A 24,592-nucleotide genomic window follows, 5' to 3' on the forward strand; every position below is an offset into this window, starting at 1 on the left:
TCTCCTAGAGATGATCCACTACGTAGCGGATGAGCGCGATAAAGAATGCGCTGACGACGCCGTACACAATGACAGGCCCCGACACCTTGAACATGTTGCCGCCGATGCCCGCGACCCATCCTTCGCTGCGGTGCTCCATGGCGGCCGAGGTCATCGTGTTGGAAAAACCAGTGACGGGCACGGCGGAACCGGCTCCGGCCCACTGTGCGAAGCGATCGTACACCCCGATGGCGGTGAAGAAGGCCGACAACAGGATGAGCACGGCCACGGTTGGATTGCCGGCTTCGGTGGGCTTGAAGCCCCCGTACCGCACGAACAACATCTGAATCACCTGGCCGAGTTCGCAGATGAGCCCGCCCACCACAAACGCCCGTACCGTGTTGCGGAGAATGGGACGAGCCGGCGTGAAGCGCTTGACTACGCCCTGGTATCGCGCGCGTTCCTCGGGCGTCGCAATTGGCATTGAAAATCCCCCCAACTCTCCTCGTTCAGCTAAGATGCCCCGACCACACGAAAAAAGCCGCCCGAAGGCGGCGTAAAGTTGTTCCAGAAATGACATCATTCAAGTTCCTGGCGAATTTGCTGCAAGATGCGCTTCTCCAGTCGCGAGACCTGCACCTGCGAGATGCCGAGCACGCGGGCCACGTCGCTCTGCGTCTTATCTCTGAAGAAGCGCATGTAGACGATGAAACGCTCTCGCTCCGGCAACCGTCCGATAATCTCGTGGAGTTCAACTTTGTCAAACTTGCCCTCGGTATCCTCGTCCGCAATTTGGTCCATCAGGTAGATGGGATCGCCGTCGTTTTCATACACGGTTTCATGGATGGACGCCGGCGCGCGCAGCGCTTCCTGTGCGAAGACGATCTCGGACGGTTCCATGCCCATCGCCTCCGCGATCTCCGTGATATGCGGCTGACGCCCGAGCTCCTTGGCGAGCCGGTCCCGCACGTGGCGGATCTGCTTCGCGGTTTCTTTCAGGCTGCGGCTCACCTTGACCGTGCTGTCGTCCCGCAAGAATCGCTGGATTTCGCCAATGATCATCGGCACGGCATACGTCGAAAACTTGACGTCATACGACAGGTCGAACTTGTCCACGGCCTTCATCAAGCCGATGCAGCCGATTTGAAACAGGTCCTCAGCCTCGTAGCCTCGTCCCAAGAACCGTTGGACCACGGCCCAGACGAGGCGCTGATTGTGAACGATGAGCCGCTCGCGAGCCTCCGCGTCACCCTCATGGCTTCGCTTTAGAAGCTCCCGGACTTCTTCGTCGGACAGTTTCTCATACTCATCCACATGATGTGGAACCGGACGCTCCTTTGCCTGATCCACGCGCGACCCCCCTCACATCACGTCAGGGGCAGTTCGGAACGTCTTGATGAGCGTGACGCGCGTTCCCTCTCCTGGCTTGGATTCGATATCCAGTCGGTCCACGAACGTCTCCATGATGGTCATGCCCATGCCCGACCGCTCGAGCTCCGGCCGAGACGTGTACATCGGCTGCTTGGCCAATTCCACATCTGGAATGCCGACGCCGCGGTCCTCCACGATGACCCGAACGCGATTCCCGTACAGGGCGCATTCCACCACGACCTCGCCGATCTCGTCCGGATACCCGTGGATGATGGCATTCGTCACGGCTTCCGACACCGCCGTCTTCAGCTCCGTCAGCTCCTCCATCGTGGGATCCAGCGGCGCCACAAAAGAAGCCACCGCCACGCGAGCAAGCGACTCGTTTTCCGAGCGACTCGGAAACACAAGGCGAAGATAGTTGTCCACGCGCACGTCTTCCGCGACTCGTTCCACCGCGATCACGCTCCCAATATTGCTGCCACCGCAGCTTCTTCAGAGTCGTAAACGGGAATCACCTTCAACAGACCGGACATTTCGAAGAGCCGCCTCAGCGTCGGATTGACCTCGCAGAGCGCCATCTTACCTCCTCGCTCCGACACGCTGCGGTACCGGCCAAGGATGAGGCCGAGTCCAGAACTGTCCATGAAATCGATGTTGCGGAACGACATCACCAGGCCGCGATATCCGTGCTCCGAGAGCTGCTCTTCGATCCGATCTCGAATCTGCTCTACCGCGTGGTGGTCGAGTTCTCCCTTGAGTTCAATGACCACGATGCCTCGCTCCAACTTGGTCACGACGGACACCTTACATCCCCTCTCCCTATGCGGTCTGGTCAAGAAATTCACGGCCTAAACGGGGAATTCCTGCCCATTGACAAAAGTAGTGGTGAATCTACTGAATTCGACAAACACGCGATGACGCATGCAGGTGAGAGGCTGTACAATGAAGAGGACAAGATGGGAGGCGTGGTATGGAAACTCTTGGGCAACAAATTCGCGCCCTGCGCAAGGCACTCGGTATGACGCAGTCCGATCTCGCCCGCGGACTCGCGACCGCCAGCATGATCAGCCAGATTGAATCGGACCGGACCATGCCATCGGCCAAGTTGCTGGCGCGCCTGGCGGACCGCCTCGGCGTCGACGTCTCGGAGTTTCAACAGGCGCTCGCCGGATCGTCAGGCGAGGCCCAGACCTACCGCCGCGCGAAGCAGCTCGCCGAACAAGGTCATTACCGCGAGGCCATCGAGCTGTTTTTGTCCCTCTCCTGGCCGCTTCATTCCCAGTTCCGCGCCGAGCTCGTCTTCCAGGATATGGCGGACTGCTATTTCAAAGCGGGGGACTACGAACACGCAGCGCGCATGTACGATGGGCTCGTATACGCGGGATTTGCGCGAGGCGACATGTCGAGCGTCGTCCGAGGCTACTATCACGGTGCGCTCGCACGCCGTCGACTGAAACGCGACGAGGAGGCGATCGTGTACCTCGAGCGCGCCCTCGGCGTGCTCCATGCATCTGGACTCAAAATGCCGCTTCGGCTGAAAATCGAGATGACGCTCGCCCGGCTTTTGCTCCAGTACGGGCCTATGGACAAGGCCAAATCCCTGTACGAGAGCATTCTCGAGCGCCAGGGAGAGCCCATGTCGCTCGTCGATCGCGCCCACGCTCACCACGGGCTCGCCTGCTCTGCGGCTGCCGTCGGCGACTATGATGTAGCCGTGCAGCACGCGCGCGACGCGATCGCGCTTCATGAAGACGTGGGCAACCGAGCGCTCGCCATGCGCTGTCGGATCAACCTGGGCGCGTTCCTTCGGCTCGGAGGCCATCCGTCAGAGGCGCTCGCACTTCTTCGCGATCTCGCCGAACGCATGAGCCCGCGCGACGACGTGCTCCGCGTGGCGCTCGACCACGAGTTGGCGCTCACCTATAAGGCGCTCGGCGAACTCCCGCTCGCCATGGAACACGCGTCCCACGCCCTCTCCATGGCCCGCAGTGCCGAGATGCGCGCGGAGCTCCTGTGGATCGCAGCGTCGGTTGCCTTGGCGTCGGGCGATCACGGCCAGGCGGAGGCGCACATCCATGCTCTCGACGCGCTGATCGCCGAAGAACCGGAGGTGGCGCCGCCAGGCTACCTGCACTTGAAGGCAGAACTGTATCTGCGTCAGGCCAGCACCCCTGACATCCTGCAACTTTGCGAGGCTGCCGCGTCTCGAGCATCGCGCTTCGCGCCCAGCCATCGCTCGGCGCCAGGCGACCGGTTCTGGGTGTTGACCTAATTCGATATTGCCGAAGAAATGAACTTTCTCGCCCTCAATCGACACGGTTCGCGCCGCCGTCGGCGGCGCGTTCCCATGGCGACACGAGGTCACTGGGCCTGGCCAAACGTGATGATTTTCTTCATCGTCTTACCCAGGCTCTGGAAGAAAGTGGCCTTCGGCACATCTTCTTTCGCAACGAGAGGCACGTTGGCTACCACTTGGTGCCCACACTTCACGATGACGCGGCCAACCGTCTGCCCGCGCTTCACCGGGGCCGTAAGCGTCATCCACTGAACTTCGGTCGTGTAGTCCGCCTTGCTCGACCGCTCCGCCACAAACGCCACCGGCTCCGCCGTGACGGCTTCGACGCGATCGCGCGTGCCTCGTTTCACTTGGGCTGTGCCGATCACGTGGCCCTGCGGATACACGTTGACCGCCTTGTAGTGCGCGAAGGCATAGTTCAACATGCCGGAGACCTCCGCGTTTCGAACCGTCGGTTTGGGTTCGCCCATGACCACGGCGATCACGCGAAAGCCGTCCCGCTTCGCTGTCGCCGACAGGCAGTATTTCGCCTCCTGCGTGTAGCCCGTCTTCAGGCCGTCCACGCCGTCGTAAAAGCGGACCAGCTTGTTCGTGTTGACCAACCAGAGCGGGTGATCGGTGTCCTTGCGCAGGTAGTCGCTATATACGGACGTGAACTGCGTGATTTCGGGATGCATCAGCAGCGCCCGCGACATGACGGCGATATCGTGCGCACTCGAGTAATGGTTGGGCGCAGGGAGTCCATTGCAGTTCGAAAAGTGCGTGTCGGACATCCCAAGCTCCTTGGCACGCTGGTTCATGCGGGCGACGAACGCCTCTTCGCTGCCGTCAAGGTGCTCGGCCATCGCGACGCAGGCGTCGTTCGCAGAGGCGATGGCAATGCCTTTGACGAGATCGCGCACGGTCATGGTCTCATTGGGCTCCAGGAAGATCTGGGATCCCCCCATGCTCGCCGCTCGCTCGCTTGCTTGCACGCGATCCGTCCACTTCAGCTTGCCGCTATCCAAGGCCTCGAAGATGAGCAAAAGCGTCATGATTTTCGTGATGCTCGCCATGGGAAGCCGCTCGTGTGCATTTTTGGCATACAGGACTTTCCCTGTCGCAAAATCCATGAGGACGGCCGACTTCGCCTGCTTGGCGAGATCCACGCTTGAGACGGGCGCGGGGGACGATTCTGAGCCGTGGGCCGCCTCGCGCACTTGTGCGATGCCTTGCGTCGAAGCAGCGTGTGCAACTTGGGGTAAAGCGCTCGAGGCGACCAGGCACAGTGCGCCGATGCCGATCCCGAGGGCGCGAAATTGCCGCTTCATCCTGCAACCTCCTCTCGCGGAGTCCGCCGAATTGAAATCGGCGTTAGTGTGTGCAGGACGAAGCGGCGCTACGCATTTCGACCGTACGAGATGACCCGAGCTGACGCTTACGAGATTACCCGAGCTGAAGCTCGCGAAGAAACGACTTGCCGACCGGAGGCAACTCGACACCGAAATAGTCCGCGACGGTGGCGCCGAGATCGGCAAACGTCTCGCGCTGGCCGAGGTCGACGGCGTCGGCCAGGTGAGGGTGATACGCGATGAGCGGAACGCGCTCGCGCGTGTGATCCGTTCCCGGCACCGTCGGGTCGCAGCCGTGATCGGCCGTGATGACGAGCAAATCGCGCGGCCGGAGCTGGGATAAGACGGCTTCCAGCCGCCGATCGAACGCCTCGATGGCCCGGGCGAATCCCACAGGGTCATTGCGATGGCCGAACTTCGAGTCGAAGTCGACGAGGTTTGCGTACAAGAGCCCCGCCGCCTCTTGCTCCATGGCTTCGAGCAACTTGTCCATCGCATCGTCGTTGTCGATGGTGTGCACCGCCCGCGTGATGCCGCGATGGTTGTAGATGTCCGCAATTTTGCCGATCCCGACGACTGGGTAGCCCGCGCGCTCAATGGCATCGAGGACCGTGGGACCGAAATCGAGGGAAAAGTCGCGGCGGCGGTCCGTGCGCACGAATCGCCCTGGCTCGCCGATGAACGGCCGGGCAATCACGCGTCCGACGGCGTGGGGACCGACGAGAATGGACCTCGCGTACGCGCACCAGTCGTACAGCGTATCGACCGGCACCACGTCCTCGTGGGCTGCCACCTGAAACACGCTGTCGGCGGAGGTGTACACGATGGGCCTTCCCGTCTCCAGGTGCTCGCGGCCGTACGCCTCAATGACCCACGTGCCCGACGCGGGGCGGTTGCACAACACGGGTTTGCCCACGTAGCGTTCGAACGGCTCAAGGATCTCCGGGGGAAACCCATTCGGATAGGTCGGCATCGGCCGGTCCAAGATGACACCCACGAACTCGAGATGTCCATTGGTCGTGTCCTTGCCGCTCGATTTCTCCACCATCACGCCGAACGCGCCCACCCCTGTCGCCGCGACGCCCGGAATGGGCGCGATCCGCCCGAGGCCCAGGCGCTCGAGGTGGGGAACGTGAAGGCCGCCCACGGCCTCGGCCACGTGCACGATGGTGTTGCTGTGTGGATCGGCTTCGCCATACAGAGCGGCGTCTGGCGCCGCGCCAATGCCGCAGCTGTCGAGCACAATCCAGATGAGACGCTTGTCCAAACGACATCCTCCATTCGTCTCACGCCCGCGGGTGCGCGCTCCGATACACGTCGCGCAGCCTCTGAGGCGTGACATGCGTGTACCTCTCTGTCGTCGAGATGTCCGCATGCCCCAAAAGTTCCTGCACCACGCGAAGGTCGGCGCCCCCTTCGAGCAGATGCGTCGCAAACGAGTGCCGCAACGTGTGCGGCGTCACCTTGCCGGATACGCCCGCCTCGCGCGCGTAGGCCTTCAGGATATTCCAAAACCCCTGCCTCGTCAGCCTTCTCCCGAAACGGTTGACGAAAACGGCTTGTTCTGACCGATCGCGGACGAGAAGCGGCCGACCATAGCGGAGGTACGACGTCAAGGCCTCCTGCGCCCACTCGCCGAGCGGGATGACGCGCTCCTTGTTGCCTTTTCCCTCCACGCGAATGAAGCCTGCGGCGAGCTCCACGTCTTGGAGGGACAGGGAGATGAGTTCGCTCACGCGCACGCCCGTCGCGTAGAGGGTTTCCAGCATGGCGCGATCGCGCAGGCCCATGGCGTCCGGCCTGTGCACCGCACCAATGATCCGGGCCACGTCTTCCTCGGAGACGACGCGCGGCAGATGATCATCGGGCGCCGCTACCTCGACGTTTTGGGTGGGGTCCAGGTGGACAACGCCTTCTCGAACCAGGTAACGAAAAAACGCTCGAAGGGCCGACATCCTGCGCGCGATGGTCGTCGGTTTCATCCCCCGCCGCTTTAAATCGGACAAGTAGCGAAGCACGACGGTCCGATCCACGCGCTCCAGCGCCCGGTCCTCACGCGCCAGGTAGCGCGAGAAATCCGCGAGATCGCGCGCGTAGCTGGAAGTCGTGTTGTCGGACAGGCCGCGCTCGAGCCGGAGATGGTCCATGAAGGCTCGAATCTCAGCTTCCATGTGCGTCAACCCCTTGGTCGTGGCCGCAGTCTATCTATCGCGGTAAGCGCATCAGCTCATACAGCCTTTCACGGCTGTCGGGTTGAACGGCGACATCGAGGAGCGCAATGTTGCGCGTCTCCTGCCCGCATCGGGTGCATCGGTGGACGATCTGATAGCCTTTCTTCGAGTGATATTCGACGCGCACCGGCTCCATGAGCCCTCGGCAGGGATTGGCGCGATCGCCCGGTTCCACGTCGACGTGCAGCGAGTAGAGGCACCGCGGGCAGTGGTTGCGACACGTGCGCTCCGCAGGTTGGACCTTCAGCCCGCAGTGCGCACAGGTAAAAGGTTCATTGCGGCGAATGAACGCGGCCATGGTCATCCTCCTAGCAGCCGGCTCACCATGGGCGGCACCACGAACGCTTGGATAGCCGCAGCCAGCATGACGCCACCTAAACACATCGCGCTTCTCCCAGTATACCGCACGAACTGCACCGTCCACTGATAGAGGGGAACGGACTGGGCCACGATCTGATAGGAAAATCGAATGGCGTTGACGCCTGCGACCAGATACGCGAACAGGAAGATGGCTTGATGCACGAAGATCCCGACGGAGGCCACCACGATGCCTTTCCAGCCAAATTGCAGTGCGGTGAAAGCCACCGCAAAGCCTGTCTCGAACGCTCGGGCGAAGACGGCTGCGGCCACAATGGGGATGCCCACAGCGGACGATCCCGCCAACCAGACGAGCCCAAGCCACGCTGCATCGGATAGCAGGCGATTGGCAAACACAAAGCTGCCCGACGCGAGCTGCCCGTGCATGGTGGCGAGCAGAAACGCCTCGAGTTGATTGGCTAACTCCAGCTTGTCCGACGGCCGAAGCTCTCCTGCCACGACACCGCCAAACGCGAGCCCCGCGAGCACCATGCCGAGCAGAAATGCGACGATATGCGCCTCTTGCGATGCGCGGCGCGCCACATAGCGGCGAAACCGAAACCAAAGGAGCGACGGAGACGTCGTGGAACGCCTGCGCGCCACCCAGGCGGTTGCTTTCATAGACGTGCCTCCTCCCGAACATAGGGGCGTAGACACCATCATATCTATGACGCGCACGCGGTTGATAGACTTCGCGCGCGTTCACCGCCTTCCCTAGGGCGCGACCTCATCGCCGTGAGGTCACGTTCGCTCCAGGCGCCCGTAGCGCCCTGCCCCGCCGGGCGAAATCGCCAACTGGCCTCGGAATGCGCGCTCGAGGCGGGCCGCTAGGGCGTGGCCCACGACCTCGGCGAGCGCCTGCTCAGAGGGCGGATCGACCAGCATCTGGGCTTCACCGCCAAACGTGCGAATGAGCTTTTCGTACGTCCGTGGTCCGACGCCCGGCACCAGCGAGACGGGCGTGACATACCGGTAGGGGGCGCGCCAAGGCGGATGCATCGGCAGTTCGGAGTCTGCAATGTGTTGAATGCGATCCCAGACGCCCTGAACCACATGCGCGTCCGTCCCACACGCGCACGGGCGCCCCGCCACCACCTCCCCGCACACGCGGCAACGCGTTCGGTAATACTTGCCTATTGGTGGGTACAGCCCAACGTGTAGCCGCACACCTCGTCCGCCGCTGCGCGCCAGTGCGGCGCGAATCTCGTCAAACGTGAGGCGCTCGACGGCGAGCACGTTGAACTCGCGCGCAATGGAGCGGAGGCTGTGCGCATCGGAGTTCGAGAGAAACGTCAAGGCTCGAAGTTCTGCCAGGCGATCCGCCATGTCGGCGTCTGCCGACAGCCCGAGTTCGACGGCATCGACGGCGCTCGCCGGAAGGGCATCTGCGACGCGATCGACAGCGCTGCCGAGAAGGCCCTTAAACGGCGTGAAGATGTGGTGCACCACAAAGAGGCCGTCCCTCGCGTGCACCTCTTCGGCAAGAGCGGCCGGATCGACTTTCGCCACTTGAGAAGACAAGCCGGTGTTGGCCTGAACGGTCTTCAGCCACTGCTGAAAGTCGGCCGCGGCTTCAATGCTCGGCATCCAGCAGCCAAAGTGCGCGGCACCGCGCTCCGAAATGCGAATCTCGATCTCTGAACCCAGGACCACGAGCAAGGCATCGTCATACAGCAAACCCCCGCCCGGGACGGAGGTCAGTCGCCCCGCTCGGCAAAGCTCCCGAATCTCGTCGAGCACGGGATCGCACACGGCGTCGACGAGGCCCACCACGTGCAGGCCTTTCACCCTTCGGGCCCAGTCGAGTGACGCAGCCACGGTGAGCTGATGCGATGCGGCCATTTTGACGGGGCGTCCGCGTGCCAAACCCGTGTGGACGTGAAAGTCCGCGTAGGCCTCGATCACGTTCGAACCATCCACCAATACAAGGCGACCAGGGTCTTCGCGTCCTGAATGTCGCCCTTCGCGAGCATCGCGCCGAGCTCGTCGCGCGAGAAGAGGCGGGCCTCCACGTCCTCATCTCCATCGGGATGACGTGCGCCAAGCGCCAAGTCCCGCGCGTAATACACGTGCAGCTTTTCGTTGCTGAATCCAGGTGCCGTGTAAAACACGTGCACAGGCGTCAGAGGGCCCTCGCATCGGTAGCCCGTTTCTTCGGACAGTTCCCGGCGAGCCGCGTCCTCGGGCGATTCACCCGGCTCCAATTTACCCGCTGGGATCTCCCACAGGATCTGTTCGCACGGCTTGCGGTACTGGCGCACCAAAACCACCTGATTCGGTTCCACCTCTGCAAGGACCGCGACAGCGCCCGGATGCAGGACCACCTCGCGCGTGCTGGTGCGCCCGTTCGGCAGCTTGACCGTAAGCCGTCTGACATCAATGATCCGGCCTGCAAACAACCGCTCCTCCTCGAGCGTTTCCTCCCACACGTCCAATTCCCCCTATTCTCGCGGATCTGTAAGGATGGCGAGCAAAAGTCGCGTGAGCTGAGCCAGACTTTGCTCATGAACCCGCTCCGCCCGGGTGTGGGCATGCTCATAGCCTACCCCGAGGTTGACCGGCGTGGCCCCCATCGACGCTAGCCAGTTGGCATCGCACCCCTCGCGCATGCGGATAAGCGCGAGCCCCGGAGCACTGCGCGCGAGACGGCGCTTCACTTCGAGCAGCCAAAAGCTTGCGCGCACATCGTAGCTCGGATACAGCACCTCAGACTCCGCATCGCGCGGCTGCGTGCGCCGCACGAGATCCGCCGCCCACGCCTGGTAGCGCGAATGCGCCAAGGGCCAAGCACAGTCTGGAGAACACCAAATGGAAAACTCCGCGCAGGCTCCGGCATCCGTCGGATCGAACCGCAGCAATTGTGCGGAAAGGCCCGGACCGAGGTGCTTAATGGCTTCTTGCAGCTGACGCCAAACGGTAAAGGGGTGGCTTGCGGTCTGGGCGTCGTAGATGAGGCGCAGGCGCGCCCGCCCGTAGCCGCCCTCGACCAATGTGCCGACTGGGCTTTCGGCGTCGACGACAATCGCTCGCCAGCCTCGCACGCGAGCGCGCGCGGAACTGCGAACGCCCGCGCTGCCCACCTCCTCCCCCGCCGACAACAAGACGCGGATGGGCGGATGAGGCCTTTCCTCGCGCACGATGCGCGTCAAAGCCGCTAAAATGGCCGCCACACCGGCCTTGTCGTCGGCGCCAAGCGGCACACCGTTGCCGCTCTCCAGCCAGCCGTCGGTGCGCCGGCGCAGCGCGGGCAGGCCTGGGTGGCGCGTGTCAAGATGCGCGCACACGAGCACCGGATCGCGCGCGAGATCGCCCGGAACGCCGACCCACAGGTTGGCAGACAGGCGGTCGCCGACGGCCACGGGCTCCCATTCCACGGAGAGCCCCAGGCGCTCGGCCCACGAAGCGCAGAACACCGCAGCCTGGCGCTCATCACCCGTGGGCGACTCGATCTGCAACAGCCGCAAAAACAAAGCAAGGGCCGACTCGTCGTCGGCCACTCGCGATCCCGCCCTCACGCGGGCTCCTCCGTCCACACGGTCTCGCACGCGAACACCTCGCAGAAATGCCTCCGGAGGCGATCCTCCCACGCCTTCATGTCCTGAGGCGCACCCAGCACCTGCGCCACGCTCGTCACACCGCGATCGCGAATTCCACAGGGTACGATCACGTCAAAGTCCTGCAGATCCGTGTTCACATTCAGCGCGATGCCGTGGTACGTGACGAATTCGCCAGATGGCCGCTTTTTGACGCGGGCCCCGACAGCACAAATCTTCTCGTTGCCAACCCAAACGCCGGGCAACTCGTCGATCCGGCCGCTTTCAATGCCGACCTCGGCGAGGGCGCGGATGACGACTTCCTCCAGGTTGCGCACGAACCGCGCGACATCGTTCCCCCACGGTTCGAGGTGCAAGACTGGGTATAGCACCCACTGCCCCGGCCCGTGGTACGTCACGTCGCCGCCGCGATCGACCATGCGCACCTCAAACCCCCTGCGGGCTAACACGTCGACGGGCAGGAGAATGTTGGCCTCCGAGCCGTTGCGGCCGATGGTGATGGTGCGCGGATGTTCGAGCGCGTACACGGTCTGCGCATCGTCCTCGAGGTTCAGCAGCCGGAGCGCCTGATTGACCTGCATGTCCAGCGCGTCGTCGTAAGGCACGACGCCGAGGGAACGCCAGATGAGCGACGTCGCCAACGAACTCACTCCCCACTTCCTGCGGAAGACGCCGTATGGCGCCATGGCACCTGATCTTTGGCGTGGTACGAGCTGCGCACCATCGGCCCCGACTCGACGTGCTTGAATCCGCGGCGCAGCCCCTCGCCGCGCAGACGGAGAAACTCCGTGGGCGTGTAGTAGCGGACCACCTGGAGGTGCTTGGCCGTCGGCTGCAAATATTGGCCGATGGTCAGAATGTCCACGTCCACCCCGCGGAGATCGTCCATCGTCTCGTAGATTTCTTCGAACGTCTCCCCGAGCCCGACCATGATGCTCGACTTGGTCGGAATGTCAGGCGCCATTTCCTTCGACCTTCGCAGCAGTTCGAGCGTGCGCTCGTACTTCGCTCGAGAGCGGACGGTATCTGAAAGCCGCCGCACGGTCTCGATGTTGTGGTTCATCACATCGGGGCGCGCATCGAGCACGGCCGCGAGGGCGTCCCAATTGCCATCGAAGTCGGGGATGAGGACCTCCACGCTGCAGGTCGGCACCTTCCGGCGCACCGCCCGAATCGTCTCGGCAAAGACGGAAGCCCCGCCGTCGGCGAGATCATCGCGGGCGACACTCGTAATGACGACGTGCTCCAGCCCCATGGCCACCACGGCATCGGCCACGCGCTCGGGCTCGCGCAGGTCGAGTTCGTTGGGGCGGCCCGTGTGCACGGCGCAGAAACGGCACGCGCGCGTGCAGATATCGCCCAAAATCATAAAGGTGGCCGTGCGCAACTCCCAGCACTCAAACAAGTTGGGGCAATGCGCCTCTTCGCACACCGTGTGAAGCGACTGTGTCCGCATGATCTCTTTGAGCTGCTTATAGTTCTCGCCCGTCTTCGCGCGAATTTTGAGCCACTCTGGGCGGACCTTGGCCGTGCCCGACTCCATCACGCGAACGCTGGCTTCAGGCTTTCCCATCGTTCATCATCCCTGTCCAGAAAGGTCGCTTGCCGATGTCTATTGTAACGCTCACGCGTCGGCAGGGCCACCTGCATCGACGCGCTCGTACCGGCCGCTCGCCCCGCCGTCCTTAAACACCAGGCGCACTTGGGAAATCGTCATGCCGCGGTCCGCCTTCTTGCACATGTCGTACACCGTCAGCGCCGCGACGGAGGCAGCCGTGAGCGCCTCCATTTCGACCCCGGTCTGATGAGCCGTGCGCACCTCGGCGGTCACCCGAAACACCGCCTCCTCGGCTTCCACGGCGTGTTCCTCGATGCGAACGGCGACGTGATGCAGCGGCACGGGATGGCAGAGCGGGACGAGATCGCTCGTCCGCTTGGCCGCCATGATGCCGGCGATCTCGGCGACCTTCATCACGTCGCCTTTGGCGATCGCCTGGTGTACAATAGCATCGCGCGTTGCCCGCGCCATGTGGATATACGCTTCCGCGATCGCCGTGCGAGAGGTCACAGGCTTGGCACTGACGTCCACCATGTGCGGGCGGCCGTCCGAAGAAAAGTGATGAAAGACATCCTGAGACTCCACAGTCATCGCTCCTTGTTGTTGGAAAAGGTTTCTCGCATTCGAAATCGCCTTGAGGTGACAACGACCATGCGCGTCCACATCCGCCTATTCGCCAATGTAAAGGAGATTGTGAAACAAGACAAACTCGAGCTGGACGTGCCGGAGAACGCCACCGTCTCGGACGTACTCGGTGCGCTCGCTGACAGCCATCCGGAACTTCGCGAAGCGCTTCAAAGCGTGATGGTGGCCGTCAACTTGGAGTTGGCCCACCCAGAGACGCGCGTCAGCGCAGACGACGAGATCGCCCTCATTCCGCCCGTCGGCGGGGGAGAGGGAGACAATGCGTTTGTGCGCATCACGCGGGAGCCGCTCGACGTGGCCGAGGCAGAGGCACTGTTGTCTGACGCGCACCACGGCGGCTGCGTCCTGTTCCTGGGTTCCGTACGCGCTTGGACCGGTACGCGTCAGACGGATCGGATTGAGTACGAAGCGTACGAAGCCATGGCGCGGGTGCAGCTTGGACAGCTCGTGGACGAAGTGGAGCAGGAATACGAAGGGGTCAAGGCGCTTGCGTGGCATCGCATCGGCACCCTGTATCCGGAGGACGTGGCGGTGATCTGCGGCGCAGCCCATGCGCATCGCAAAGCAGCGTTTGAGGCCTGTCAGGCGCTCATCGATCGGTTGAAAGCGCGCGCGGCCATCTGGAAAAAGGAGTATTTTGCGGACGGATCGTCGGCGTGGCAGCCGAATCCGTAGCGCAGGGCGTTTGGTTTACATAATGGCGGCGCTCCCGTCATAGACATGGGCCAGAGGCTCATGGAGACGAGGAGCGTGCTTGGAGTGAATCGCAGCAAACCTACTCGCCTCATCGCAGAAATCATCGCAGCCGTCTCAACACTGTTTCTCCTCTCGGCAGGCTTCGTCCTCTCCGCGTTGTCCACCCTTGGACAACCCTTGTCGGATCGCGTGGCGGCGGCCGAGGTACAGGCGCTCGCCTCCATGGAGGTGAACGCGCTTTTCGGCCAGAGCGCGACCTCGGGGGCAGGACAAGCCCCCGAAAGCCCCGTGCGCGCCGTCGCAGAGCGCCTGCAGTCGGTGTTGTTCAATGAGGCCGCCTTGCTCTCCCACATGCTTCCCCAGGTCGCGCCGGACGCGCCTACGGGGGGTCTGCAGACCTCGCTGCTCGATTCGATCGCGGCCATGAGCGAAAACCGGCACACGCTGGTCATTGGCTGGCTGCCTTCGACCAATCCGTCGACCTGCATCCAATGGATGCAGGACAACCCGGGCATCAACGTCGTGAGCCCCACCTGGTTTCACCTGGCGGACGCATCCGGCAATCTGTCGGGCGGCGTGCTTCCCAGCGTGGTTCAGTATGCCAAGAACCATCACATTCAGGTGTGGGTGCTGGTGGACAACCAGTTTTCCTCGTCGCTCACCCACGAAGTGTTGGCCAATCCGCGCGCGGAAGCGAATCTCATTGACGAGATCGCCTACCAGGCCCGCGTGTACCAGTTGGATGGCATCAATCTCGACTTTGAAAACGTGGCCGCCGCGGACCGCAACCGGTTCACGGCGTTTGTCGAAGCACTGCACAATCGGCTGCGCTCGCTCGGCGTCGACCTTTCGCTCGATCTCACGCCGGACATCGTGCAACTCGACGACTCCGACGCGTTCTTCCATGCGGCGCTGGCCGACGAAGTCGATCAGGTGATCCTGATGGCGTACGACGAGCACTGGGCGACCGATCCCGACCCTGGCCCCGTCGCCGACCTTCCATGGGTCGAGCAAAGCGTCAACGATCTCCTGGACACCGGCGTCCCTGCCAATAAGCTGGTTCTCGGCATCCCTTTGTACACCCGTTTTTGGTATGTGAACAACGACGGAAGCGTGCAAAGCGATGCCGTCAGCGCAGGTGCTGTGCAATCCATCCTGAACCAGTACCGTTTGCCCCTGGGCACCTGGAGCAACGACCTGGACCTGATGTTCACGCGGTATCCGACGAAGACCGGTTACGCGGAAGTCTGGTATCCGACGTCTCAGACGTATGAGGATTGGCTCCAGCTGGTCACGAACGACGGCCTTGCCGGCGTCGCCGTATGGTCCCTGGCGTGGTCCGATGCGACGTCGTGGTCGTCGACGGTCAAAGCCCTGCGTTTGACGGGATCACCTTGAAACGGGGATGATGACATGGACCGCACGCTCTTGTGGATTGCCGCCGTCACCGGGCTGGGGTATGCGCTGGCGTGGAGCAAAGCGCCGAGCGATGCACTCGATGCTGCTCGGTCTTCGGTCGCCATGCTTGGCCAGTCGTTGCCGTGGATCGTGGTGTCCATGTTTTTGGCGGGGCTCGTGAGCCAATGGCTTCAGCCGGAAATGGTGGCGCGCTGGTTGGGCCGCGAAGCAGGCCTGTTCGGGATGGTGTTGGGGGCGCTCATCGGCATGCTCGGCACCGGATCTCGCTTTGCGGTCTACCCACTCGCGGTCAGCCTGCTCGCGGCAGACGCCTCGCCTGGGGCGGTCGTAGCCTTTACCACCTCGTGGCAGCTGACGTCGCTGGCCCGCCTCCCGGCCGAATTCCCGTTTTTCGGAATGCCCTTCGCGCTGGTCCGTTTTGCGATCTCGTTCGTCATCTCGGTGGCGGGCGGCGTGTTGTTCGAATGGCTGTGGCGGATTCTGTCGCATTTCAGATAGGCGGCAGATTACTGGACAGGAGAATCCGTGCCGCCTTCGACGTAGTGTCCCTGTTGCCAGACGACCTTTTCAATGGACGCCTGTCCGACATCGGTCTTCGCGAGCACATAAAACGCGTCGGGCAGTTTGTACGATCCGACGTTCCAGGCCGCGAACCAGGTCTGGTTCTTGCGAATGGGGACGGATGCAATGCGCTGAAGGTTCGTGTTGGCTTTGAGCGTGTAATCGCCGTGGTAGGCGATCACGAGTGCAGCCGGCGCGTAGTACAGGTCGATGCGATGGCCGTTCCAGCCGTGATCGTCGGACCAAATGCGCAGCACTGTGGACCCGTGGCTCTGCACCTCGAAGTGTGGGTTGCGCATCTGGTAGTGGGCCAATTCGACGCGTGCAGGTGGATCCGCGATGGTCGGCGGCAGTGCCTGGGCGACGAGCGCCGCGGGATGAACCTCGTTTTCACGGCCACACCCCGCAAGCACGCCTGGAACCAACATCGCGATGACCGCGGCAACCGACAACCATCTGTGACGAGCGCTCATGCGCGAGCCCTCCTCCATGCACCGTGAGATGCTTTTAGTGTGCTCGGCAAACGGGCTCGGTATGTATAGCCGCGCGACCCAAGTTGCGCTAGAGTGAAGCTATGAGCATGAGATTGCGTACGATTTGCGGTCCTGATGGCGAGATTGCCGCCTACGAGATGACGATGGACACCACGCGCGTCCTGATCCGCGTGCGCACGGGAAGGCGCACGCAAAAGCGAATCGTCCTTCGCGCAGACGACGGCGGTCTCTCGGTGAGCGCCCCGCCCTTTGCGCGGCCGAAAGACGTGGCGGATGTCATCGCGCAAAACTGGCGCTGGATCAAGGAGGCGCACGACAGAATCCAGGCGTCAAAGCCGAAGCGCCTTCGCATCGGCGACGAAGTCGTGCTGTTGGGACACCCATATGTCATTGCCAGCCGCGAGGCGGGGGAAGCGGCTCTGGACGAGGGGCAGAGCACACTTTGGATCCCGGCCGACCAAGACAATGTGCACGTCCGGGTCTGCACCTGGGCTCGCGCCTTCGCGCGCGAGTACCTGACGAGCCGCGCCGCGCACTGGATCGAAACGACGGGGCTTTCGCCTTCGTACGTGGGCGTGAAATCGCAGAAGAGCAGATGGGGAAGCTGTTCGAGCCAGCGGCGCATCCACCTGAATTGGAGGCTCATCCATGCGCCTGTCCCCGTGGTGGACTACGTGATTGTCCACGAACTTGCTCACCTCGTGCACATGCACCACGGGCCGGCGTTCTGGCAACTGGTGGAGCGCTGGCTGCCCGACTGGCAGGCGCAGAGGGCGTGGCTGCGCCTGCACGGCAGCGAGTTATTTGTGCTCGACGAAAACGCCGACGCGTGACACCTCTAGTCTCTGACGAGATATCGGGTCGCGAGGGCCACGAGCGCCCGACAACCCACCGTCAGCGCGTCCTCGTCGATGTCAAAACGCGGGTGGTGGTGAGGATAAGCCTCCCGGTCCGGGCGGCGTATGCCTGTGAAGAAGAAAGTGCCTGGCGCCACAGTCTGATATGCGGAAAAGTCCTCTCCGCCCATCGTCGGCTCCGCGTCGGTGACGAGATCGCCAAACTCCTCTTCGAGCACCGCGCGAACAAACTGCGTGAGCGCTGGATCGTTCACCACAGGGCGGTAGCCGCGCTCGTAGCGAAACTCATAGGTCGCTCCGTGGGCCTCCGTCACGCCGCGAATGACGGCCTCCATCGCCTGTTCCGCCCACGCCCGCCGCTCCTCGCGGAAGGTCCGAACCGTTCCGCAGAGCTCCACCTCGCTCGGGATGACGTTGTCCGCCGTTCCGCCGATAAACTTGGTCACGCTGAGCACGAACGGCTCAAACGGGTCGACTCTGCGGCTCGCCAGCTGCTGCAGGCTGAGGACGACCTCGGCGCCAATCGCGATGGGATCGACGGTCAAATGGGGTTGCGCCGCGTGACCTCCCCGCCCGATGATGCGGATGTGAAACGTGTCTGGTGCCGCCATGAGTTCGCCCGAGCGGACCCCAATGCGACAGCTCTCCATGCCCTGCCATAAGTGTTGGCCGATCACGGCGTCGACCCCGTCGAGCACGCCGGCGTCTACCAGCTCCTGCGCTCCGCCGGGCGTCAACTCCTCCGCGTGCTGAAAGATGAAGAGCAGCTTGCCCTTCAGCTCGTCGCGGTGAGCCGCGAGCACTTTGCACGCCCCTAAGAGCATCGCGGTGTGCCCGTCGTGACCACAGGCGTGCATCACGCCTGGACGTTTTGACGCAAACTCGAGTCCGGTCTCCTCTTCAATGGGCAGGGCGTCGATATCCGCGCGCAAGGCGAGCACCGGACCCGGGCGCCCGGTATCCAACTGCGCCACAACGCTCGTCTCCGTCGGCCGAGAGATGGATAAACCGCCGATGCGAGTGATCTCACCTTCGATGAATGCCGCGGTTTCCCGCTCCTGAAAGCTGAGTTCCGGATGTTCATGCAGATGTCGGCGCCATGCGACGAGATCGCCGCGGATGGCGTCCACTTCACGCGCGATGTCCACCAACAAGTCGCCCCTTTCACCCGTGAAACGTCATCATCCACTGCGTGAGCGCCTCGTGGTCCACCTGTTGGCCCACGTAAAACGGCCCAAACTCCGCAAACCGCGCGCTCGACTCGTCAAACCGCATCTCGTAAATCAATTTCTTGAAATGGATGGGATCGTCCGCGTACAGCGTGACACCCCACTCCCAGTCGTCCAGGCCGACCGAGCCCGATATGATTTGTTTGACTTTGCCCGCGTACTGCCGACCGATTTGGCCGTGCACAATGAGATGCTTGCGACGCTCCTCCTCGTCGAGCATGTACCAGTTGTCGGGGTGGACGCGGCGTTTGTTCATCGGGTAGAAGCATACGTATCGCATGTTCGGCACGGGCGGCTTGAGCCGCAACTGAAGCGCTTCGTCCTGTTCGATATCCACGCCCGGCTTCGCCAGGTAACCTCCGAGTTCCACCACGGAGACGTACGAATACGCTCGATCGGTAAAGTCTGCAAAACGCGTAGACTCGAACCTCGCTTTGACATCGTTCAGTTCCTCAAGCGTCGGGCGCATGTATACAAACAACAGGTCCGCCTTGCCCCCAGCGATGACGAAGGCACCAAAGCTCGCCGTCCGCGCCCGCGCTGCGTCGAGCTCGGCCTCGATGAACGCGCGCAGGTCGCGCATCACGGCCGCCGCTGTATGCCCGTCCAACGCCTTCCAAGCCTCGCGCTTGACCGTTCGGAAGTCGTGCAACACGTACCAGCCGTCCAGTGTGTGTGGTGCAGGCATCTTGTCTACCTCCCTCTGCCGTACACATTATCACATCGGCCGCGAGGGCCAAAAACAGAGGGAAGAAGGGCATACGCGTGGGACAAACCCCATAGAATGGTGCTAAAACGTGCCGCACCAGAGGAGGGAGTGTCGTGCGCGCCTGGAAGCTCTCCCTGGCATCCGTGAGCTTCATCCTGGCTTGTTACGGTCTTTGGTCTTCCGTCGAAGTGGCACGCGCCGGTGCGATAGCCAACATCCCTCAGCTTGAGGCAGCGGGCGCAGCGGAGATGACCGCTGCCCTCGGCTGGGCACTGGCAGGAGCTCTGGCTTTGTGGCGGTTGTCGGCCTCGGCGGCCCTTCACACGCTGAATGTGCTTTGGACCGCATCGCTCGCCTGGTACTACCAGGACGAGACGGTGTGGCTCTGGAGTGGGGCCTGCGCCTTGTTGGCCGCGCTCAGCGTCGCGGCCGCGATGCGCCGGCGTGCACAACCCGCAGGCGCCGTCAACTGACGCGATGTTCCATTCTCAGCCGGTCCGCAATCATGGCGATAAACTCGGAATTCGTGGGTTTCGTCTTCGAAGCCGACACCGTATAGCCGAAGACGCGCCGGATGGCCTCCATGTTGCCCCGACCCCAGGCCACTTCGATGGAGTGACGAATGGCCCGCTCCACGCGCGAAGGCGTGGTTTTAAACCGCTGCGCGATCTTCGGATACAGGACTTTGGTGATGGAGCCGAGGATCTCGACGTCCTCGTACACGAGCCCGATGGCCTCGCGCAGATAATGATAGCCCTTGATGTGGGCTGGCACGCCGATCTCGTGAATGATTTGCGTGATCTGCGCGTCGATGGAACGGCGGGACGGCGGAGACGGCGCAGGCATCGTGGTGACAATGGCCTGCGACGCGGCCACGGGCGCCGGGGCCTCGAACATCACCTGCCGGATGCGCTCGACCAACACCGGCATGTCAAACGGCTTGAGGATGAAGTAGGACACCCCCAGCTCTGCGGCGCGGCGCGTCACGGTCTCCTGGCCAAACGCGGTCAGCATGATGACCTTGGGCGGTTGGTCCGTCACCTCGGGCAAACGCTCGAGCGCACCCAATCCGTCCAAGACAGGCATGATGATGTCGAGCACCAGGACGTCTGGCCGCGTGTCGCGCACCAGGTTCAGCACTTCTGTGCCGTTGTGCGCGATGCCACAGACCTCCATATCCGGTTGTCCCGAAATGAATTCGCTCAGAAGTTCGGCGAATTCATGATGGTCATCCGCGAGCAGCACCTTCATACGCATGGACATGGCAATTCCCCCTCTACAAGCCTCCGGTCCTATCAATTCGACACAAAGTCCGCGACTCCTGTCAAAACTATGTAAAAAATTTCGCCTTTATGCAACCTTTTTCGACAAAAACCGACAAGGGCCACATCGCTCACGTGGCCCTTGCGCTTCACGCGGCCTGAGGACGCTCGTCGTCGGCCGGATCGAACGTCAACTCGTGCCGGTTGGGATGCAGCATCCAGTACGCGTACACGCCGTAGCCCCGAACGGGATCCGAGACAAACACGTGCGTCACAGCGCCGACCAGTCGCCCATCTTGAACGATGGGGCTGCCGCTCATCCCCTGCACGATGCCCCCCGCCTCGTCGAGCAGGTGCGGATCCGTCACGCGAATAATCATGCTCTTCGTGGACGGCGACATCTGCCTGGCCGTGTGCTCGATCACGACTTGGAACGCCTCCACCTTCTGCCCGTGCAGCACCGTGTACAGCACAGCCGGCCCGGTATGTACCTGGCCCGGCAACGCCACCGGGATCGGGCCCGCAAGCGGCGAGGTGCGCTGCGCAAAGGCGGCATCCATGCGGCCAAAGACGCCGTACGGCGTGTTTTCGTCGATCTCGCCGACCTCTCGCTGTCCCCCGTCAAACACGCCCTTTTTCTCGCCAGGCTGCCCGATTCGCCCGGCTTGAATCCCCGTGATGGCCGCAGGGAACACAGCGCCCTGTCCGCGAATCGGTTGGCCAGTGTCCGCGTCCGTCACCAGATGGCCGAGCGCCGCAAAGCGTCCCGTGGCCGGATCGTAAAACGTGAGCGTGCCCACACCCACCGCCTTGTCGCGCACATAGACGCCGAGTTCAGGCACACCTGCCGCATCGCGAATCTGAACTTCGCGGAGTTTGTCGCCGCGCGCCACGACGAGTTTGAACGGAGCGCGCTTCTGCCGCAGTGCCGCCTGCAGATCTTTCGCCGTATGCACGGGCACGCCATCGACGGACAGGATCACGTCCCCGACCTCGATATGATGCGCCTGTGCCAAGCTGACACCTTGCGCCGCAGGGCGATAACCAATGACCATCGGCCCCTGCGACATCAGGCGAATCCCGAGCGCTTGGCCGCCCACGACCACGCGCTCCGAGGGCTCAATGTGCACCCGCGTGCGCCAAGGAATGAAGCCAAAAATCCGATCTCGTACGGCAAACTCGCCTGCGTCAGCGGTCACCGTGACGGCGCCCGGCGATTCGACGGGTTGGACCCATGTGTGGATGGAGAAGGGATGAAACGATTGGAGGGCGATCTCGTCGTCCGTGGACATTTCGACCGTGGTGGGCATCTCCACCAGGTGGCGAACCGGCGGAATCCATAAAAGCGCTGTGGCAGCCACGAGTACGGCGACTTTGAGCGCGCGCAGCCAACCCGCCATGGTGCATCCCCCTTCCCGTGAGTAACACCTCGTGTCGCGTGCATCTAAGGTGCCCCCGGCGGGTGGTCGTATGACCGCAAAAAGCTCCCCGAACCGCCGTCACGTGGACTGGCTTCGGAAGCTTTCCAAAAGCGCGCGGGCATGCATTCTCGCGGTCTCATCGGATAAATCGGAGCCGAGCAAGCGGGCGACTTCCTCAATGCGCGAAGCGTCGTCCAGCCATTCCACGCGAGAGGTGGCGCGATTCGCGTCGGCGCGTTTCACCACCAGGTAGTGCACGTGGCCCGCCGCGGCGACTTGGGGCGCGTGGGTCACGCAGATCACCTGCTTGTCCTGCCCTAATTCGCGCAGCATTTCGGCCACGCGCAGCGCCGCTTCTCCGCTTACGCCCTGATCGATCTCGTCGAAGATCAGCGTGTCCGTGCGTTCGAGGTTCGCGATCACGACCTTGACTGCGAGTAGCATGCGCGAAAGTTCGCCCCCAGATGCAACTTTCTGTAAGGGCATCAAGGGCTGACCCGGATTGGCGCGAAACAGAAAGCGAATCTCGTCCAATCCATGCTCACTGGGCGCATGCTCGCGCCACGCGACCTCGATCTCACACAGGGCGTGCGCCATCGACAGCCGCTGCAGAGACTTGGATATCGCGTCCGACAGCGACGATGCCGCCCGGACGCGCGCCTCATGCAGGCGCTTCGCGGCGTCACGGTAGCGGGCTTCCCTGCGCTCGACCTCGGCCTCCAGGCTTGCGAGCCGATCTTCATGCTTCATCCACGCCTCAAGCTGCGCTCGCGCCCGCTCGAGGTGCGCAAGCATCTCGGCTGTCGTCGCCCCGTACTTGCGCGAAAGCCTGCGGATGAGCGCCAGGCGCTCCTCGATTTCCTCCAGGCGGCCGGGATCGCCCGCGATGCGAGACAAGAGGCGATGCAGCGTGAACGATGCTTCCTCGGCATGAACGCGAGCCGTCTCGAGGAGCTTGGCGATCTCGTCGGCGTGCCGGCTGGCCCCGGACAGGGACGACGCGACGCGCCAGGCGTCGTGCAGCCTCGCGATGGCTCCCGTCGCACCGTCGTCGAGCGAAGCCGCGATCTGCTGCAGAGCCTCCGCCATGTGCTGTTCCCGCTTGAGCCGCTCGCGTTCCTCGCGCAGCGCGTCCTCTTCCCCCGGTTGAAGTCTGGCTTCCTCCAACTCGCGCACCTGGAGTGCGTAGAGGTCGATTTGCTGGGCGCGCTCGCGCTCCGACACCTGGGCAGAGCGCCACTCGGCAAGCGCGTCCTGCCAAGCGCGGTACGCTTCGGCGCACGCCGCGACGAGATCCTCGTGCTGTCCGTACAGATCGAGCAGCCGGCGCTGGTAGGCCGCCGTCATGAGCTCCACCGACTCGTGTTGATCTTGCAACTCAACCAACGTATGGCCGAGCTCCCGCAGCATTTGAACCGTCACGGACCGGCCGTTCACGCGGTTTTGCGTGCGGCCGTTCGCGTAGAACGTCCGCGCGATGACGATCTCGCCTGCGTGATCGATCCCCCAGGACGCCAGGAGGCGCTGCGCCGCGTCGCTGTTCTGAATGTCAAATACCGCTTCCACAAGCGAGGGATCGGCGTTGCCAGCGTGCGCGGCGACTCTCCCGCCCAAAATGGCGCGGGTCGCATCGAGGACGAGCGACTTTCCCGCGCCGGTCTCGCCCGTGAGCACGTGTAGGCCGCGATCGAGTTGGAGGCGCAACTCGTCGATCAACACAAAGTTGCGCACGTACAACTCCTGTAGCATGTTGCCACGCTCCTTCAGACAGAGGGTTCTCCGTGGAGCTTGCTCCGCAAAACGCCAAAAAACTCGCGATCCGGGAGGCGAACCAGTGTCGCCTGAAAGGGAGCCTTGCGCACCAACACCTCGTCTCCGGGGAGAAGCCGCATGCCCTGCTGGCCATCGACTGCGATTTCCACGTCTCCATGGCGAGCGTGCACCGACATCCGCACCCACGAAGACGCGTCAATGACACACGGCCTGGAAAACAGCGTGTGCGGGCAGACGGGTGTCAGGACCATGACCTGCAGGTGCGGCAACACGATGGGCCCGCCGCACGACAGCGAATACGCGGTCGATCCCGTCGGCGTCGCGACGATGAGCCCGTCGCCGGTATACGTGTCGACGTACACATCGTCGACGTGCACGTCGAGCGTGACCATGCGCGCGAGAGAGCCCTTGCCCACGCCGACGTCGTTCAGCGCGGTAAAGCGGGCCACTTCGCGCAGCTCTCGGTACACAAACGCTTCCAACATCAGCCTCGTCTCGAGGTTATATTCGCCAGCCAGGATGCGCTCGAGCGCTATCTCCAGTTGCGAAGGTTCCGACTCCGTCAAGAAGCCCAGATGTCCAATATTCACGCCGAACATCGGCACGTGAAACGGCGACAGCTGGCGGGCCACCCCGAGCAGCGTGCCGTCGCCCCCAAGGACAATGACCAGTTCACACGACTTGAGCTCCGGATGCGTCTCCACAATCGCGGTGTCGTGATCAATCGGGACGTCCACCACGCGAATCCCCGTCCGCTCCAGTTGGCGGCAAATGTCGGCCCGAACCGAACACGCTTCCTGCTTGCGCACATTGTACAACAGGCCTATCTGGCGCAACGTCCTCCCCCAT

Annotated in this window: 28 protein-coding genes; 6 read left to right on the plus strand and 22 right to left on the minus strand. The window is 62.9% G+C overall.

Features of this window, described 5'->3' with window-relative positions:
- Positions 1–4 precede the first annotated feature (4 nt).
- The 4 genes from spoVAC to spoIIAA form a co-directional block, all read right to left on the minus strand.
- The gene (spoVAC, locus tag BW934_RS02420; RefSeq protein ID WP_076344773.1) at positions 5–463 is read right to left on the minus strand and encodes a stage V sporulation protein AC; all 459 of its coding nucleotides are present in this window, start codon (positions 461–463) and stop codon (positions 5–7) included.
- A gap of 95 nt (positions 464–558) precedes the next feature.
- Positions 559–1,329: an RNA polymerase sporulation sigma factor SigF gene (gene sigF / locus BW934_RS02425; RefSeq protein WP_076344775.1), complete on the minus strand. Its 771-nt coding sequence runs from the start codon at positions 1,327–1,329 to the stop codon at positions 559–561.
- 12 nt (positions 1,330–1,341) lie between these two features.
- Positions 1,342–1,803: an anti-sigma F factor gene (spoIIAB, locus tag BW934_RS02430; RefSeq protein WP_076345362.1), complete on the minus strand. Its 462-nt coding sequence runs from the start codon at positions 1,801–1,803 to the stop codon at positions 1,342–1,344.
- A 5-nt stretch (positions 1,804–1,808) separates the two neighbouring features.
- Positions 1,809–2,153: an anti-sigma F factor antagonist gene (gene spoIIAA, locus BW934_RS02435; RefSeq protein WP_076344777.1), complete on the minus strand. Its 345-nt coding sequence runs from the start codon at positions 2,151–2,153 to the stop codon at positions 1,809–1,811.
- 167 nt (positions 2,154–2,320) lie between these two features.
- On the opposite strand from spoIIAA, the gene BW934_RS02440 reads away from it, so the two are divergent.
- Positions 2,321–3,622 carry a helix-turn-helix domain-containing protein gene (locus BW934_RS02440; protein ID WP_076344779.1) on the plus strand — a complete coding sequence of 434 codons (1,302 nt, stop codon included), beginning with the start codon at positions 2,321–2,323 and terminating at the stop codon, positions 3,620–3,622.
- An 89-nt stretch (positions 3,623–3,711) separates the two neighbouring features.
- On the opposite strand, the gene BW934_RS02445 is transcribed toward BW934_RS02440, so the two are convergent.
- The 11 genes from BW934_RS02445 to moaC form a co-directional block, all read right to left on the minus strand.
- The gene (locus BW934_RS02445; protein WP_076344781.1) at positions 3,712–4,956 is read right to left on the minus strand and encodes a D-alanyl-D-alanine carboxypeptidase family protein; all 1,245 of its coding nucleotides are present in this window, start codon (positions 4,954–4,956) and stop codon (positions 3,712–3,714) included.
- Between the two features lie 115 nt (positions 4,957–5,071).
- Positions 5,072–6,244, minus strand: a complete 1,173-nt coding sequence (locus tag BW934_RS02450; protein ID WP_076344783.1) for a phosphopentomutase — start codon at positions 6,242–6,244, stop codon at positions 5,072–5,074.
- Positions 6,245–6,263: 19 nt separating this feature from the next.
- Positions 6,264–7,148: a site-specific tyrosine recombinase XerD gene (gene xerD, locus BW934_RS02455; protein ID WP_076344785.1), complete on the minus strand. Its 885-nt coding sequence runs from the start codon at positions 7,146–7,148 to the stop codon at positions 6,264–6,266.
- Positions 7,149–7,182: 34 nt separating this feature from the next.
- Positions 7,183–7,506, minus strand: a complete 324-nt coding sequence (locus tag BW934_RS02460; RefSeq protein ID WP_076344787.1) for an RNHCP domain-containing protein — start codon at positions 7,504–7,506, stop codon at positions 7,183–7,185.
- 2 nt (positions 7,507–7,508) lie between these two features.
- Entirely contained in the window at positions 7,509–8,186 is a 678-nt protein-coding gene (locus BW934_RS02465) for a stage II sporulation protein M (protein ID WP_076344789.1), read from the minus strand.
- 120 nt (positions 8,187–8,306) lie between these two features.
- Positions 8,307–9,470 (minus strand): endonuclease Q family protein, encoded by a 1,164-nt coding sequence (locus BW934_RS02470; RefSeq protein ID WP_234969495.1) that lies wholly within the window; start codon positions 9,468–9,470, stop codon positions 8,307–8,309.
- Positions 9,467–9,994, minus strand: a complete 528-nt coding sequence (locus BW934_RS02475; protein ID WP_076344791.1) for an NUDIX hydrolase — start codon at positions 9,992–9,994, stop codon at positions 9,467–9,469. The genes BW934_RS02470 and BW934_RS02475 overlap by 4 nt, the downstream gene beginning before the upstream one ends.
- A gap of 12 nt (positions 9,995–10,006) precedes the next feature.
- Positions 10,007–11,080 (minus strand): M20/M25/M40 family metallo-hydrolase, encoded by a 1,074-nt coding sequence (locus BW934_RS02480; RefSeq protein ID WP_076344793.1) that lies wholly within the window; start codon positions 11,078–11,080, stop codon positions 10,007–10,009.
- Positions 11,077–11,769: a lipoyl(octanoyl) transferase LipB gene (gene lipB, locus BW934_RS02485; RefSeq protein ID WP_234969496.1), complete on the minus strand. Its 693-nt coding sequence runs from the start codon at positions 11,767–11,769 to the stop codon at positions 11,077–11,079. The genes BW934_RS02480 and lipB overlap by 4 nt, the downstream gene beginning before the upstream one ends.
- Positions 11,766–12,692 (minus strand): lipoyl synthase, encoded by a 927-nt coding sequence (gene lipA / locus BW934_RS02490; protein WP_076344797.1) that lies wholly within the window; start codon positions 12,690–12,692, stop codon positions 11,766–11,768. The genes lipB and lipA overlap by 4 nt, the downstream gene beginning before the upstream one ends.
- 51 nt (positions 12,693–12,743) lie before the next feature.
- Positions 12,744–13,262, minus strand: a complete 519-nt coding sequence (gene moaC / locus BW934_RS02495; RefSeq protein ID WP_327077682.1) for a cyclic pyranopterin monophosphate synthase MoaC — start codon at positions 13,260–13,262, stop codon at positions 12,744–12,746.
- Positions 13,263–13,328: 66 nt separating this feature from the next.
- Here moaC and moaD point away from each other — a divergent pair, with 66 nt between their 5' ends.
- From moaD to BW934_RS02510, 3 genes are all read left to right on the plus strand, one after another.
- Positions 13,329–13,997: a molybdopterin converting factor subunit 1 gene (moaD, locus tag BW934_RS02500; protein WP_076344801.1), complete on the plus strand. Its 669-nt coding sequence runs from the start codon at positions 13,329–13,331 to the stop codon at positions 13,995–13,997.
- An 84-nt stretch (positions 13,998–14,081) separates the two neighbouring features.
- Positions 14,082–15,416, plus strand: a complete 1,335-nt coding sequence (locus BW934_RS02505; protein ID WP_076344803.1) for a glycosyl hydrolase family 18 protein — start codon at positions 14,082–14,084, stop codon at positions 15,414–15,416.
- 15 nt (positions 15,417–15,431) lie between these two features.
- Positions 15,432–15,935, plus strand: a complete 504-nt coding sequence (locus tag BW934_RS02510) for a permease (protein WP_076344805.1) — start codon at positions 15,432–15,434, stop codon at positions 15,933–15,935.
- Between the two features lie 8 nt (positions 15,936–15,943).
- Here BW934_RS02510 and BW934_RS02515 read toward each other — a convergent pair whose 3' ends face one another.
- Positions 15,944–16,471, minus strand: a complete 528-nt coding sequence (locus BW934_RS02515) for a hypothetical protein (RefSeq protein ID WP_076344807.1) — start codon at positions 16,469–16,471, stop codon at positions 15,944–15,946.
- Positions 16,472–16,578: 107 nt separating this feature from the next.
- On the opposite strand from BW934_RS02515, the gene BW934_RS02520 reads away from it, so the two are divergent.
- On the plus strand, positions 16,579–17,325 hold the full coding sequence (locus BW934_RS02520) for a M48 family metallopeptidase (RefSeq protein WP_084182468.1): 747 nt from the start codon (positions 16,579–16,581) through the stop codon (positions 17,323–17,325).
- Positions 17,326–17,330: 5 nt separating this feature from the next.
- On the opposite strand, the gene BW934_RS02525 is transcribed toward BW934_RS02520, so the two are convergent.
- On the minus strand, positions 17,331–18,500 hold the full coding sequence (locus BW934_RS02525) for a M20 family metallopeptidase (protein WP_076344809.1): 1,170 nt from the start codon (positions 18,498–18,500) through the stop codon (positions 17,331–17,333).
- A gap of 13 nt (positions 18,501–18,513) precedes the next feature.
- Positions 18,514–19,266 (minus strand): hydrogen peroxide-dependent heme synthase, encoded by a 753-nt coding sequence (gene hemQ, locus BW934_RS02530; protein ID WP_076344811.1) that lies wholly within the window; start codon positions 19,264–19,266, stop codon positions 18,514–18,516.
- Positions 19,267–19,400: 134 nt separating this feature from the next.
- Between hemQ and BW934_RS02535 the strand changes: the two genes are divergently transcribed.
- On the plus strand, positions 19,401–19,760 hold the full coding sequence (locus tag BW934_RS02535) for a hypothetical protein (protein WP_076344813.1): 360 nt from the start codon (positions 19,401–19,403) through the stop codon (positions 19,758–19,760).
- Here the strand turns inward: BW934_RS02535 and spo0A are convergent.
- From spo0A to BW934_RS02555, 4 genes are all read right to left on the minus strand, one after another.
- Entirely contained in the window at positions 19,753–20,550 is a 798-nt protein-coding gene (gene spo0A / locus BW934_RS02540; RefSeq protein ID WP_076344815.1) for a sporulation transcription factor Spo0A, read from the minus strand. The genes BW934_RS02535 and spo0A overlap by 8 nt on opposite strands.
- A gap of 148 nt (positions 20,551–20,698) precedes the next feature.
- Entirely contained in the window at positions 20,699–21,949 is a 1,251-nt protein-coding gene (spoIVB, locus tag BW934_RS02545; protein WP_076344817.1) for a SpoIVB peptidase, read from the minus strand.
- A gap of 99 nt (positions 21,950–22,048) precedes the next feature.
- Positions 22,049–23,719: a DNA repair protein RecN gene (gene recN, locus BW934_RS02550; RefSeq protein ID WP_076344819.1), complete on the minus strand. Its 1,671-nt coding sequence runs from the start codon at positions 23,717–23,719 to the stop codon at positions 22,049–22,051.
- 14 nt (positions 23,720–23,733) lie between these two features.
- On the minus strand, positions 23,734–24,579 hold the full coding sequence (locus tag BW934_RS02555) for an NAD(+)/NADH kinase (RefSeq protein WP_076344821.1): 846 nt from the start codon (positions 24,577–24,579) through the stop codon (positions 23,734–23,736).
- Positions 24,580–24,592 lie beyond the last annotated feature (13 nt).

It is taken from the genome of Alicyclobacillus vulcanalis (assembly GCF_900156755.1).
Taxonomy (GTDB): Bacteria; Bacillota; Bacilli; order Alicyclobacillales; family Alicyclobacillaceae; genus Alicyclobacillus; species Alicyclobacillus vulcanalis.